This is a genomic window from Pseudomonas sp. IPO3747 (assembly GCF_013385245.1).
GTDB classification, from domain to species: Bacteria; Pseudomonadota; Gammaproteobacteria; order Pseudomonadales; family Pseudomonadaceae; genus Aquipseudomonas; species Aquipseudomonas edaphica.
The window spans coordinates 40,796-54,054 of sequence record NZ_JACAQL010000007.1 but is presented as its reverse complement, the minus strand read 5'-3'; the positions used below and the strand labels follow the sequence as shown (position 1 = coordinate 54,054).

Genomic DNA, 13,259 nt, shown 5'->3' with positions numbered 1-13,259 from the left:
ATGACACCTGCCCTGCAAGACGACCCTGTCGAAGACATCGCCCAAGCCATCGAAGACGGCTGGCTGCCGATTCGCGAAGTGGCGCGCCAGACCGGCGTCAACGCCGTGACCCTGCGCGCCTGGGAGCGCCGTTATGGCCTGATCGTGCCCCAGCGCACGCCCAAGGGCCATCGGCTGTTCAGCGCCGAACATGTACAACGCATCCACACCATTCTGACCTGGCTCAACCGTGGTGTGCCGGTCAGCCAGGTCAAAGGCTTGATCGATTCCGCCCAGGCCAGCCCCGACAGCGTCGAAAATGAATGGCATGTGCTGCGTCATAAACTGCTCACCGCAATCAGCGAATTGGCCGAACGCCGGGTCGACGACCTGTTCAACCAGGCCATGGCGCTGTACCCGCCGCGCACCTTGTGTGAGCAATTGATGCTGCCGCTGCTCAACGCGCTGGAGCAACGCTGGCAGGGCCAGTTCGGCGCGCAAATGGAGCGAGTGTTTTTTCTGTCCTGGCTGCGCAGCAAGTTCGGCGCGCGCATTTACCACAACAACCGCCAGCTCCAGGGCGCGCCGTTGCTGCTGGTCAACCAGTCAGACGTGCCCCTGGAGCCACACCTGTGGCTTAGCGCCTGGCTGGCCAGCAGCGCCGACTGCCCCGTGGAGGTTTTTGATTGGCCTTTGCCGACCGGCGAACTGGCCCTGTCCGTGGAACACCTGCAACCGCGTGCGGTGCTGCTGTACTCAAGCAAAGCCCTCCACTTGTCGGCACTCGGCAAACTGTTGGGCGGCATCAGTTGCCCAATTTTGATTGCCGGACCAACGGTATGCATCCACCAGGACGAGTTAGCCGTATTAACCCGTGACACTCCTGAATTGTTCGTGGCCGAAGACCCCTTGTCAGCCCACCAGTTACTGATCCAGCGTGGAATTGTCTAAATGCATTTGATCTGGCTGCGCACCGACTTGCGCCTACACGACAACACCGCCCTCGCCGCCGCCTGCCAGCGCGGCCCGGTTGCCGCCGTGTACCTGATCACGCCGCAGCAATGGCTGGCCCATGATGATGCACCCTGCAAAGTCGATTTCTGGCTGCGTAACCTCAAGCACCTGAGCCAGGCCCTTGGCGAACTGAACATTCCCTTGCTGATTCGCACCGCCGACACCTGGGACCAGGCGCCCGCCGTGCTGGGCAAACTGTGCCGGGAACTGTCAGTGGAGTCGGTGCACGTCAACGAGGAATACGGCATCCACGAGAGCCGTCGCGATGTGGCCGTGGCCAACGCCCTGGAGGCTGACGGTGTGACGTTCCACAGCTACCTCGACCAACTGTTTTTCCAACCCGGCAGCGTGCTGACCAAAACCGGCACTTACTTTCAGGTGTTCAGTCAGTTCCGCAAGGTCTGCTACAGCCGCCTGCACAGCGCCTTGCCGCGCCTGGTGGCCACGCCGCAACAACAGGCACCGCAGGATGTGCACAGCGACGCCATCCCGGATCAGGTCGACGGTTTCGCGCCGCCCAGCGAGACCTTGCGCGCTTTCTGGCCCGCCGGTGAAGAAGAAGCCCGGCGTCGCCTTGACGCCTTCGCCGACCAACAGATCAGCTACTACAAAGACGAACGCGACTTCCCGGCCAAACCCGGCACCAGCCAGCTCTCGGCCTACCTCGCCGCCGGTGTGGTTTCGCCGCGCCAGTGCCTGCACGCCGCCCTGCAAACCAACCAGGGCGAGTTCGAAAGCGGCGATATCGGCGCCATCACCTGGATCAACGAGTTGCTGTGGCGCGAGTTCTATAAACACATTCTGGTCGGTTACCCACGGGTCTCACGCCACCGTGCGTTCCGCCCCGAAACCGAGGCACTGGCCTGGCGCGATGCGCCCAAGGACTTGGCCGCCTGGCAGCAAGCGCGCACCGGCCTGCCGATCATTGACGCAGCCATGCGCCAACTGCTGGAAACCGGTTGGATGCACAATCGCCTGCGCATGGTGGTGGCGATGTTTTTGACCAAGAACCTGCTGATCGACTGGCGCGAAGGCGAGCGCTTCTTTATGCGCCACTTGATCGACGGCGACCTGGCCGCCAACAACGGCGGCTGGCAGTGGAGTTCGTCCACCGGCACCGACGCGGCACCGTACTTCCGGATTTTCAGCCCGTTGAGCCAGTCGGAAAAGTTCGACAGCGAAGGGGTGTTCATCAAGCACTGGCTGCCAGAGTTGGCGGCGCTGAACAAAAAAGAAGTGCACAACCCCGAAGCCGCCGGTGGCCTGTTCGGCGCGGCAGATTACCCACGCTCGATTGTCGACCTGAAAAAATCCCGCGAGCGCGCCCTCGCCGCCTTCCGCAACCTGCCTTCACGCCAGGAGGTCGCCGAACATGAGTGACTTCCTGCACCGGTTCGCCCAAGCCTTTACCACGCTGGACAAGCACAACCTGCACCTGCTCGACAGCTTGTACAGCCAGGACATTGCCTTCACCGATCCGCTGCACGAAGTGCATGGGCTGCCCGCTTTGCGCGGTTACTTCACCGAGATGTACAGCAACATCAGCCAGTTGCGTTTTGACTTCCATGGCTTCGACCAGGTCGCCGAAGGTGAAGGCTACCTGCGCTGGAAAATGAGTTTTTGCCACCCGCGCCTGGCCAATGGCAAGGTAATCCGGGTGGAAGGTTGCTCGCACCTGATGTGGCGCGACAAGGTCTACCGCCATCGCGATTATTTCGATGCGGGCGCGTTGCTCTATGAACACTTACCGGTAGTCGGCCGTGTGGTCAGTTGGCTAAAAAGGAGAATGGGATGAGCCTTGTACCGCCCCGCCGTTATTGGTTGACCGGCGCCAGCAGTGGCATCGGTGCCGCACTGGCCGTCGAACTGCTCAACAGTGGCGCGCATGTGGCGCTCAGCTCGCGCAGCAAAGGCCCGCTGGAAGCGTTCGCCCAGCGTTATCCAGGCCAAGTGCTGGTGGTAGCCGGCGACCTGACCAACAGCCAGACCGTGCGCGAGATCGGCGAACGCATCGGCGAGGTCTGGGGTTCATTGGATACGGTGATCCTCAACGCCGGCACCTGTGAGTATGTCGACGCCCGGCAATTCGACTCCTCCATCGTCGAGCACGTGGTGCGCACCAACCTGCTTGCCAGCAGCTATTGCATCGAAGCTGCACTGCCGCTGTTGCGCAAAGGGCTCACCCCACATCTGGTCGGCGTTGCGAGCGCCGTGACCTACCTGCCAATGCCACGCGCCGAAGCCTATGGCGCGTCCAAGGCCGGGCTGCGTTACCTGTTCGAATCGCTGCGCATCAGCCTGTCGCCGGAGAACATCGACGTCACGGTGATCAGCCCGGGCTTTGTCGACACCCCGCTGACCGAACGCAATGATTTCCCGATGCCGCTGAGCTGGTCCGCCGAAAAGGCTGCGCGGCATATCTTCGCCAAATTGGAAAAGCGCCCGCTGGAAATCGCCTTCCCCGCGATGTTTATCGCCACCTTGTGGCCATTGTCGAAACTGCCCAACCGCGCGCAACTGATTATCGGCAAACGCATGCTGCGCAGCCCGCCACCGAAGAAGGACGACCTGTGAAGATCGCCATCATCGGCAGCGGTATCGCCGGGCTGACCAGCGCTTACCTGCTCAGTCGGCGCCACGACATCACGCTGTTTGAGGCGGGCGAGCGCATTGGCGGGCACACTCACACGGTCAACGTCACGGTCAAAGGTAAACCCTATGCCGTGGACACCGGTTTTATCGTGTTCAACGACTGGACCTACCCTAATTTCATCCGTCTGCTCGGGCAGATTGGCGTGACCTTCAAGCCCACCGAAATGAGCTTTTCGGTGTGCGACCAGAACGCAGGTTTCGAGTACAACGGTAATAACCTCAACAGCCTGTTTGCCCAGCGCCGCAATATTCTCTCGCCGGGATTCTGGGGCATGTTGCGCGACATTCTGCGCTTTAATCGCCAGGCACCGCTGGACCTGCAAGAGCAACGCATCAGTGCCGATATGACCCTGGGCGACTACCTCGAGGCCGGGGGTTATGGCCCACGCTTTATCCGCCATTACATCGTGCCGATGGGCGCGGCGATCTGGTCGATGTCGCTGGCGGACATGCTCGGTTTTCCGTTGCAGTTCTTTGTGCGGTTCTTCAAGAACCACGGGTTGCTGTCGGTGAACAATCGGCCGCAATGGTGCGTGATCGAAGGTGGTTCCAGCAGTTATATCGAACCTTTGACCCGCAGTTTTCGCGAGCAGATCCGCCTGAACTGCCCTGTGGATAAAGTCGAACGCACAGGCGACGGCGTGGTTATCCACAGCCTCGCCGGCAGCGAGACCTTTGACCGCGTGGTGTTCGCCTGTCACAGCGACCAGGCCTTGGCGTTGCTGGCCGACCCGAGCCAGGCTGAGCAGGACATTCTTGGTGCCCTGCCCTACGCCGACAATGACGTGGTGCTGCACACCGACACGCGCCTGCTGCCCGATCGCAAACTGGCCTGGGCCAGCTGGAATTATCGCCTGAGCGGCAGCGCGCAAACCCAGGCGGCCGTCACTTACGACATGAACATCCTGCAAGGCATCCACAGCGACACCACCTTTTGCGTCAGCCTCAACCAGACGCCGATGATCAACCCGCTGAAGATCCTCGCGCGCTACACCTATGCGCATCCGCAATACAGCCTTGCGGCAGTGGCCGCACAAAACCGCTGGGAAGAATTGCACGGTGCGCGGCACACCTTTTACTGCGGCGCCTACTGGGCCAACGGTTTTCATGAAGACGGCGTGAGCAGCGCATTACGCGTGGCCCAGGCCTTTGGCGAAACCCTATGAACAGCGCCCTGTACAGCGGCTGGATCGCCCATCGCCGGTTTGCGCCCAAGGCCCACGCCTTTCGCTACCGCATCGGCCTGCTGTACCTGGACTTGAGCGAACAAGACGAAGTGCTCGGCCTATCACACCTGGCCGGCAACAGCCGCCTGGCGCCCTTCGGCTTTCGCCAGCAGGACTACCTGCGTGAATTCACGCGTCACGGCATGAGCTTGAGCGATGCCGTGCGCCAGGAAGTCGGCAAGGCACTGGGGCGCGAGCCCCGGGGCGTTATCTGCCTACTGACCCAGGCCCGCAGTTGGGGCCTGGCTTTTAACCCGGTGAGTTTCTTCTACTGCTTCGAGGCCGACGGGCAACTGGCCGCGATCCTGTGTGAAGTAACCAACACCCCGTGGCGCGAGCGTTACCACTATGTGCTGCCGGCCCAGGCGCTCGGCGCCGAGGAACACCAGCACTTCGCCGTGGCCAAGGCGTTCCATGTGTCGCCGTTTTTACCCCGCGACCTGGAATACCGCATGAGTTTCAGCCCCCCGGCCGACAGGCTGGGTGTGCACATGGCCGATTGGCGGGGCACGCAAAAAGTCTTCGACGCCACCTTGAGCCTGCAAAAAGAAACGCTGACCCGCGCCAGCCTGCATCGTTACCTGTGGCGCTTCCCGTGGATGACCGCCAAGACCTGCCTGGCGATTTACTGGCAAGCCATGCGCCTGTTGCTCAAACGCACACCGATTTTTTCCCATCAGGCCGCCGATGGCGCCTCTCGCACCGCAGTCGGGTATACCAAGGATCGCCGCCATGAAATCCCCTAGCTTATCGGTCAAGACCAACCGCCTGAACGTCAACGGCGTGACCAGTGCGCTGTTGCGCAAAGGTGTACTGCGCCAGCTCAGCCAACTGCGCCACGGCCAGTTGGTAGTGATTGAAGAGGGTGAACGCCAGGTGTTCGGCGCACGCGAAGCGCATTTGTTGGGCGAAATCCAGATCCACGATTCGGCGGTCTGGGGCTTGGTGGCCGCCAATGGCTCGATCGGCGCCGGCGAGGCGTTTATCCACGGTTACTGGAGCAGCCCGGACCTCACCGCCGTGGTGCGTGTGATGGTCAGCAACCTTGATGTGCTTGACGCAATGGAAGGCGGCCTGGCGCGCTTGGCGCGACCGTTCACCCAAGGCCTGCACTGGCTTAACCGCAACACCCGCAAGGGCTCGCAGAAAAATATCGCCGCCCACTATGACCTGGGCAACGACCTGTTCGAGGAATTCCTCGACCCGACCATGATGTATTCGGCGGCGCAGTTTCTGACGCCCGACGACAGCCTGGAACAGGCGCAGTTGAACAAGCTGGAACGCATCTGCCAGAAGCTTGCGCTCAAACCCACTGACCATTTGCTCGAAATCGGCACCGGCTGGGGCAGCATGGCGTTGTATGCGGCGCAGCACTATGGCTGCAAGGTCACCACCACGACCTTGTCCAAAGAACAGTTTGCCTACACCGAAAAACGCATCGAGGCCTTGGGCCTCAAGGATCAGGTGAAGCTGCTGCTGCAAGATTATCGCGACCTGACCGGTCAGTACGACAAGCTGGTGTCCATCGAGATGATCGAAGCGGTCGGCCATCGCTTCCTGCCCACCTACTTCAAGCAATGCGCGCACCTGCTCAAAAGCGACGGCCTGATGCTGCTGCAAGCCATCACCATTCGTGAGCAGCGTTTTGAGCAGGCCAAGAACAGCGTCGACTTTATCCAGCGCTATATTTTCCCCGGTGGCGCCCTGCCTTCCGTGCAGAACATGTTGCAGATCGTCAGCCGCGACACCGACATGAACCTGCTGCACATGGAAGACTTCGGCTTGCACTACGCGCGCACCTTGCGCCTGTGGCATGAGAACTTCCGTCGCGCCCATGGCCGCCTTGCCGAGTTGGGCTACGATGAATACTTCCTGCGCCTGTGGGAATTCTACTTGTGCTACTGCGAAGGTGGGTTTATGGAGCGAACGATCGGTACCGCGCAGTTGCTGCTGGCCAAGCCTGCGGCGATCAACCCGCCGTTGCTCGGGCGTTTCAGTGCTTAAAACGCTGGCCAATGCCGTGCTGTTCCAGTGCGGTTGGTTTGCCTGTGTGCTGGGCGGTGACACCCGCTGGTTATGGGTGGGCGCTGGCGTGCTGGTCATCCACCTGCTGTGGACAAGCTCATGGTCTGAAGACGGCCAAGTGCTCCTGGCCGTGACCCTTTTGGGCACCGTGGTCGATACCTCGTTGCGCACCTTTGGCGTGTTTCACTTCGGTTTTCCAGGGCCGCTGATTCCCTTCTGGCTAATCATGCTATGGGCACTGCTCGCGACTACGCTGCGCCATTGCCTGGCCTGGAGCGCACAACCCTGGTGGCGCGCCAGCCTGCTGGGTGCGGTGGGCGGGCCGTTGTCTTACTACGCCGGCAGCCAATTGGCCGGTGTGCGTTTCGGCTACGACACAACGCTAACGCTGATCGGCCTGGCGCTGCTTTGGGCGATCCTGTTCCCCGTCATGCACTGGGTGGCGCGACAGCTTGGCCACTGACGTCCGTCAGAGCATTCATGCGCACCCAGCGCGCTTGCCTTACACTGCGCGCCTATGACCAACATCCCCCACACTCAAATCACCGAACCCGCCGTCACCTGCTCGACGTGCGCGGCCTGCTGCTGCCAGCTGGAAGTCATGCTGATTACCGACACGGGTGTGCCGCAACGCTATATCGATACCGACGACTGGGGCGGTGAAGTGATGCTGCGCCTGGATGACGGCTGGTGCGCGGCGCTGGATCGGGACACGATGATGTGCACGATCTACGAGCTGCGGCCGTTGATCTGTCGGGAATTCGAGATGGGTGCGCCGGAGTGCCTGGAAGAGCGCCAGGGCATTGCGACGGCGTATCGCTGAGCCAAAATGTGGTGGATATAAAATGTGGGAGCTGGCTTGCCTGCGATAGCATCACTTCGGTGTAACTGATAAACCGAGGTGTCTGCATCGCAGGCAAGCCAGCTCCCACATGGTTTTGCTCAGGCTTGAGAGTTACAACGGGTAGGTGTAGTGCAACGAGTAGCTTTCTACCCCGTCGTTATTGCTGCTGATGCCCGCATTGGAATAGTGCGTGGCGCGAATGCCCACTTCATGCCCACCGGCAAAGCGCAAACCAAAGCCCAGTCGGTCTTCGAACTGGAAGGCCTGGCCGATGTTGTTGTCTTCAACCCGCGTACGTGAAAACACCGCGACACCGATCCCGGCTTCTATATAGGGCTTGACCTTCTCCCCGGCAAACTCGTACACAAACACCGGCGAGAACGACAGGCTGCTGACACTCGCGCGTTTGTCGCCATCCCAGTAGGTGTAAGCGCCGCTCCAATAGCCGGTCAGTCGGCCCGTATCACTCTGCCACCAGCTTTTATCCCAATCCGACGTCAGCCCCAACCGATAGGTCATGGTCGAATCGCTGGTGCCCCCCACCCCAAATTCCAGGCCGGCGGCCTGGGCCGAAACTGAGTGTCCCACCACAGCGGCCGCAATCGCAGCCAAACAGAACAAGCGCTTCATAAGAGCACATCCTTTGAGATCGAAGTCGTATGGTTTTGTACAGGCTAACGCTATAGAAGCTTGCGCGATGCCAGAAGTTCAGCTTCTAACCGCGATGTTTCACGAATTTTTCACAAGCCAAAATTACGCACAACACCGGGAGATTTCCAGAGTGTCGGTAGGATATTTCTTAGGTGATCGACGTCGCCGCTGGTCCAGAACTGCGCTGGCTCAGGCTTGCCGGGCGACAGCAGGTTACGTTCGCCCAACAGACGCTTGAGCTGACGCGCCACGGCAGCGCCGGTGTCGATCAGGATGATGCTAGGAGGAAGCATCTGTGCCAGAAGCGGCTTGAGGAAGGGGTAATGGGTACAGCCGAGGATGATGGTGTCACAACCGGCGCTCAGCAGCGGGTCGACATAGCCCTGCAACAGCTGGCGCAGCGCGGTGCTGTTGAGGTCACCGGTTTCGATCAACTCCACCAGGCCCGGGCACGGCTGGGTAATCACCCGCACGTCGGTGGCAAAGCGGTCGAGTAATGCTGCGAACTTGGCACTTTGCAATGTGCCGGTGGTGGCGAGCACGCCGACCACGCCACTGCGGGTGGCAGCGGCGGCTGGCTTGACCGCCGGCTCCATACCCACCAAAGGCCAGTCGGGATAGTCCTGGCGCAAATCAGCCACGGCGGCGACGGTTGCGGTGTTGCAGGCAATCACAAAGGCTTTGGCGCCTTGTTCACGAAAAAACTCGGCGACCAAACGGCTACGCTCAAGAATGAACGCCGGGGATTTTTCACCGTAGGGGATATGCCCGCCATCAGCCACGTACAGCAGTGACTCATGGGGCAACAACTGCTGGATTTCATCCAGCACCGACAGGCCGCCGACGCCGGAATCGAACACACCGATGGGCGCGTCCTTAACCATGGGCCGTCCCGCAAACGCTGCAGCCGGGGTCGCGCTTGACGCGCAGTTCGCGAAAACGCGTGGTCAAGGCGTCGATCAGTAGCAAGCGCCCCACCAAGGGTTCACCAAAGCCTGCCAGCAACTTCAGCGCTTCCAGTGCTTGCAGGCTACCGACCAGCCCGACCAACGGACCGACCACACCGGCTTCGCTGCAGGTCAGCTCGGTGTCGCTGCCGTGCCCATATAAACAGTGGTAGCACGGGCTTTCGTCGCGGCGCGGGTCGAACACTGACAATTGCCCTTCCAGGCGAATGGCCGCACCGCTGACCAATGGTTTTCCAGCCGCAACACAAGCGGCGTTGACGGCTTCACGGGTGGCGAAGTTGTCGCTGCAATCGAGCACCACGTCTACCGCGGCCACTGCGGCGGCGAGTGAATCGGCATCCAGCGCAGTGCGATGGGCGACCAACGTAATTTCGGGGTTGATGCCGGCCAGGCGACGCATGGCCGAATCGACCTTGGCCTGCCCGACGCTGTCGGTGTCGTGGATGATCTGGCGTTGCAGGTTGGTCAGGTCGACAGTGTCGAAGTCTGCCAGGTGCAACTCGCCCACGCCGGCAGCGGCCAGGTACAACGCGACTGGCGCACCCAAGCCGCCGAGGCCGACAATCAGCGCATGGCCGTTTTTAAGACGCAGCTGGCCTTCGATGTCGACATGTTGCAACAGAATCTGTCGGCTATAGCGCAACAGCTCCTGGTCGGTCAGCACGGGCGGCGCCCCAACGTGATGCGTTCGTGGCCGCCGAGGTCGATGCGGCTGTGGACCTCTTCAAAGCCCTCACCCGACAACAAATCACGTACCGCCGCAGCTTGGTCGTAACCGTGTTCGAGCAGCAGCCAGCCACCGGTATTCAAGTGGGCTGGGGCCTGAGCGATGATCAACCGCAGATCGTCCAGCCCATCATGGCCCGCCACCAAGGCGCTGGCCGGTTCAAAGCGCACATCGCCTGCCACCAGGTGCGGATCATTATCGGCAATGTAAGGCGGGTTGCTGATGATCAATTCGAAGCGCTGGCCTTGCAGCGCGCTGAACCAATGGCTGTTCAACACCGTGGCGTTCTTCAGGTGCAGGCGCTGGCGGTTGCGTTCGGCCAGGGCTACGGCTTCGAGCACACGGTCAACGGCAGTGACCTGCCAGGCCGGGCGTTCGCTGGCCAGGGCCAGGGCGATCGCGCCGCTGCCGGTGCCCAGGTCGAGGACCTTGGCAGGCGTGGCCGGCAACAATTCAAGGGCGGCTTCCACCAGCAGCTCGGTTTCCGGGCGCGGGATCAGCGTGTGCGGCGCGACCTCCAGGTCGAGCTTCCAGAAACCCTGCTGACCGAGGATGTAGGCCACCGGCTCACCCGTGCGGCGACGCTGCAGGTAATCGGCAAAGGTCAGCGCATCTTCGCTGCTGACGATTTTTTCCGGCCAGGTGTGCAAGTAGCTGCGCGATTTGCCCAAGGCAGCGGCCAGTAACAGTTCCACATCCAGACGCGCGGTGGGCGAGTCAGGCAGGTCAGCGGCGCGCAGGAGGCTGGCAATAATGGTCATTTATTCACCTATCGCCGCCAATTGATCGGCCTGGTATTCGGCCAGCAAAGGCTCGATCACCGCATCAACGCCGCCGGCGAGAATTTCGTCGAGGGAGTAAAGCGTGAGGTTGACCCGGTGGTCGGTGACCCGGCCTTGGGCGAAGTTGTAGGTGCGGATGCGTTCGGAGCGGTCGCCCGAGCCCACCAGCAGCTTGCGCTCGCTGGCAATCGCGTTGGCGGCGGCGCTGGTCTGCTGGTCGTTGAGCTTGGCCGACAGCCAGGACATGGCCCGCGCACGGTTTTTGTGCTGGGAACGCTCTTCCTGGCATTCGACCACGATGCCCGACGGCAAGTGGGTGATCCGGATCGCCGAGTCGGTCTTGTTCACGTGCTGACCACCGGCGCCCGACGAACGGTAGGTGTCGACACGCAAGTCCGCCGGGTTGATCTCAATGGCTTCCTGCTCGTCCGGCTCGGGCAACACGGCCACGGTGCACGCCGAGGTGTGGATACGGCCCTGGGATTCAGTCGCCGGAACCCGCTGCACGCGGTGCGCGCCGGACTCGAATTTAAGCTTGCCGTAGACGTTGTCACCTTCGACCCGGGCGATGACTTCTTTATAGCCGCCGTGCTCACCTTCATTCTCGGACAAAATCTCGACCCGCCAGCCACGTCGCTCGGCGTAGCGCGAGTACATGCGGAACAGGTCGCCGGAGAAGATTGCCGCCTCGTCGCCACCGGTGCCGGCGCGGATTTCGAGGAACACGTTGCGCCCGTCGTTCGGGTCTTTGGGCAGCAGCATGCGTTGCAGGTCGCCTTCCAACTCGGCCAGCTTCTCTTTGGCTTCGCGGACTTCTTCCACGGCCATTTCACGCATGTCCGGGTCGCTGTCCTTGAGCAGCGCCTGGGCGCCTTCGAGGTCGGCCTGCACTTTCATCAGGCTTTTATAGGTGGCCACAATCGGCTCAACTTCGGCGTATTCCTTGGAATAGGCGCGGAACTTGGTCTGATCGGAGATGACCTCGCCATCGCCGAGCAAGGCGGTCAGTTCTTCGAAACGGTCCTGGAGCACGTCCAGTTTATTGAGCAGTGACGCTTTCATTGCGGTTTTTTATCCGAAGAGCTATCTGACGCGCCCTCACCGAGGGCAAAGAGTTCCTGGGCCATGGCCAGCGCATCGAGGCGGCCTTCGGCGGTAAGCTTTTTCAACTGAACGCTGGGGGCGTGGAGCAATTTGTTGGTCAGGCCACGTGCCAATTGCATCAGCACTTCTTCGGCGCTGCTGCCGTTGGCCAGCAAGCGCTGGGCCTTGATCAATTCTTCATCGCGCAGGCGTTCACCCTGCTGACGATACGCCTTAAGCACGTCGACCGCCGCCAGCTCACGCAGGCGCACCATAAAGTCTTCGGCGCCGGTGCTGACCATTTCCTCGGCGGCCTGGGCTGCGCCCTGGCGACTCTTGAGGTTTTCGGCGACCACTTCGTGCAGATCATCGACGCTATAGAGGTAAACGTCGTCCAACTCGCCGACTTCAGGCTCGATATCACGGGGAACAGCGATATCCACCATGAAGATCGGTTTGTGCTTGCGCAGCTTCAGCGCGCTCTCGACCGCGCCTTTGCCCAGGATCGGCAACTGGCTGGCGGTGGAGCTGATGACGATATCGCTGCGCACCAGCTCGGCCGGGATGTCCGAGAGCAACACCGCGTGGGCGCCAAACTGCTCGGCCAGGATGCTCGCGCGCTCCAGGGTGCGGTTGGCGACCACGATACGCTTGACGCCCAGGTCATGCAGGTGGCGAGCGACCAAGGTGATGGTTTCACCGGCGCCGATCAGCAGCGCCTGGCTGCGCTGCAAGTCACTGAAAATCTGTTTGGCCAGGCTCACGGCGGCGAACGCGACGGACACCGGGTTTTCACCGATGGCGGTATCGGTGCGCACCTGCTTGGCCGAATTGAACGTAGCCTGGAACAAACGCCCAAGCAACGGGCCGACGGTGCCAGCCTCGCGGGCCACGGCGTAGGCGGATTTCATCTGGCCGAGGATCTGCGGCTCGCCCAACACCAGCGAGTCGAGCCCTGCGGCGACGCGCATCATGTGACGAACTGCCGCATCCTCTTCGTGCACATATGCACTGGCGCGCAGGTCCTCGAGATCCAAATGGTGATAATCGGCCAGCCAGCGCAGCACCACATCCGCTGAGAGATGTTCCTGCTCTATATAAAGCTCGCTGCGATTGCAGGTCGAAAGGATCGCAGCTTCGCGGCTGTCGGTGAGCCGGCAGAGCTGCTGCAAGGCCTCAACCAACTGCTCTGGCGTAAACGCCACGCGCTCGCGCACGTCTACGGTTGCAGTCTTGTGGTTAATACCGAGTGCGAGGAAGGCCATTCAATATCGCTGATGATGTCGGGAAGCCGACAATTGTCCTACT

General features: G+C 61.3%; 15 protein-coding genes. 9 read left to right on the top strand and 6 right to left on the bottom strand.

What is annotated here, in order from left to right:
* The 9 genes from HX790_RS11080 to HX790_RS11040 are packed head-to-tail and all read left to right on the top strand — an operon-like array spanning position 1 to position 7,719.
* Positions 1–930 carry a MerR family transcriptional regulator gene (locus HX790_RS11080; protein ID WP_176991536.1) on the top strand — a complete coding sequence of 310 codons (930 nt, stop codon included), beginning with the start codon at positions 1–3 and terminating at the stop codon, positions 928–930.
* Positions 931–2,373 (top strand): deoxyribodipyrimidine photo-lyase, encoded by a 1,443-nt coding sequence (gene phrB / locus HX790_RS11075; RefSeq protein WP_017137625.1) that lies wholly within the window; start codon positions 931–933, stop codon positions 2,371–2,373.
* Positions 2,366–2,788, top strand: a complete 423-nt coding sequence (locus HX790_RS11070) for a nuclear transport factor 2 family protein (protein ID WP_017137626.1) — start codon at positions 2,366–2,368, stop codon at positions 2,786–2,788. The genes phrB and HX790_RS11070 overlap by 8 nt, the downstream gene beginning before the upstream one ends.
* The gene (locus HX790_RS11065; protein ID WP_017137627.1) at positions 2,785–3,567 is read left to right on the top strand and encodes an SDR family oxidoreductase; all 783 of its coding nucleotides are present in this window, start codon (positions 2,785–2,787) and stop codon (positions 3,565–3,567) included. The genes HX790_RS11070 and HX790_RS11065 overlap by 4 nt, the downstream gene beginning before the upstream one ends.
* Entirely contained in the window at positions 3,564–4,811 is a 1,248-nt protein-coding gene (locus HX790_RS11060; RefSeq protein WP_176991535.1) for an FAD-dependent oxidoreductase, read from the top strand. The genes HX790_RS11065 and HX790_RS11060 overlap by 4 nt, the downstream gene beginning before the upstream one ends.
* Complete coding sequence (locus tag HX790_RS11055) at positions 4,808–5,617, top strand: DUF1365 domain-containing protein (protein ID WP_176991534.1); 810 nt, start codon at positions 4,808–4,810, stop codon at positions 5,615–5,617. Before HX790_RS11060 ends, HX790_RS11055 begins: the two co-directional genes overlap by 4 nt.
* Positions 5,604–6,875: a cyclopropane-fatty-acyl-phospholipid synthase family protein gene (locus tag HX790_RS11050; protein WP_099549226.1), complete on the top strand. Its 1,272-nt coding sequence runs from the start codon at positions 5,604–5,606 to the stop codon at positions 6,873–6,875. Before HX790_RS11055 ends, HX790_RS11050 begins: the two co-directional genes overlap by 14 nt.
* Positions 6,868–7,359, top strand: coding sequence for a DUF2878 domain-containing protein (locus tag HX790_RS11045; protein WP_176991533.1), 492 nt, complete (start codon positions 6,868–6,870; stop codon positions 7,357–7,359). Before HX790_RS11050 ends, HX790_RS11045 begins: the two co-directional genes overlap by 8 nt.
* 54 nt (positions 7,360–7,413) lie before the next feature.
* Positions 7,414–7,719 (top strand): YkgJ family cysteine cluster protein, encoded by a 306-nt coding sequence (locus tag HX790_RS11040; protein WP_176991532.1) that lies wholly within the window; start codon positions 7,414–7,416, stop codon positions 7,717–7,719.
* A 132-nt stretch (positions 7,720–7,851) separates the two neighbouring features.
* Here HX790_RS11040 and HX790_RS11035 read toward each other — a convergent pair whose 3' ends face one another.
* The 6 genes from HX790_RS11035 to hemA form a co-directional block, all read right to left on the bottom strand.
* The gene (locus HX790_RS11035) at positions 7,852–8,370 is read right to left on the bottom strand and encodes an acyloxyacyl hydrolase (RefSeq protein WP_017137633.1); all 519 of its coding nucleotides are present in this window, start codon (positions 8,368–8,370) and stop codon (positions 7,852–7,854) included.
* Positions 8,371–8,480: 110 nt separating this feature from the next.
* The gene (gene murI / locus HX790_RS11030; protein ID WP_169986812.1) at positions 8,481–9,275 is read right to left on the bottom strand and encodes a glutamate racemase; all 795 of its coding nucleotides are present in this window, start codon (positions 9,273–9,275) and stop codon (positions 8,481–8,483) included.
* Positions 9,268–10,023, bottom strand: coding sequence for a molybdopterin-synthase adenylyltransferase MoeB (locus HX790_RS11025; RefSeq protein ID WP_099549223.1), 756 nt, complete (start codon positions 10,021–10,023; stop codon positions 9,268–9,270). Before HX790_RS11025 ends, murI begins: the two co-directional genes overlap by 8 nt.
* Positions 10,017–10,847, bottom strand: a complete 831-nt coding sequence (gene prmC / locus HX790_RS11020; protein ID WP_099549222.1) for a peptide chain release factor N(5)-glutamine methyltransferase — start codon at positions 10,845–10,847, stop codon at positions 10,017–10,019. The genes HX790_RS11025 and prmC overlap by 7 nt, the downstream gene beginning before the upstream one ends.
* Positions 10,848–11,930 carry a peptide chain release factor 1 gene (gene prfA, locus HX790_RS11015; protein WP_099549221.1) on the bottom strand — a complete coding sequence of 361 codons (1,083 nt, stop codon included), beginning with the start codon at positions 11,928–11,930 and terminating at the stop codon, positions 10,848–10,850.
* Positions 11,927–13,216 carry a glutamyl-tRNA reductase gene (gene hemA, locus HX790_RS11010; RefSeq protein ID WP_017137638.1) on the bottom strand — a complete coding sequence of 430 codons (1,290 nt, stop codon included), beginning with the start codon at positions 13,214–13,216 and terminating at the stop codon, positions 11,927–11,929. The genes prfA and hemA overlap by 4 nt, the downstream gene beginning before the upstream one ends.
* Positions 13,217–13,259: the final 43 nt, after the last annotated feature.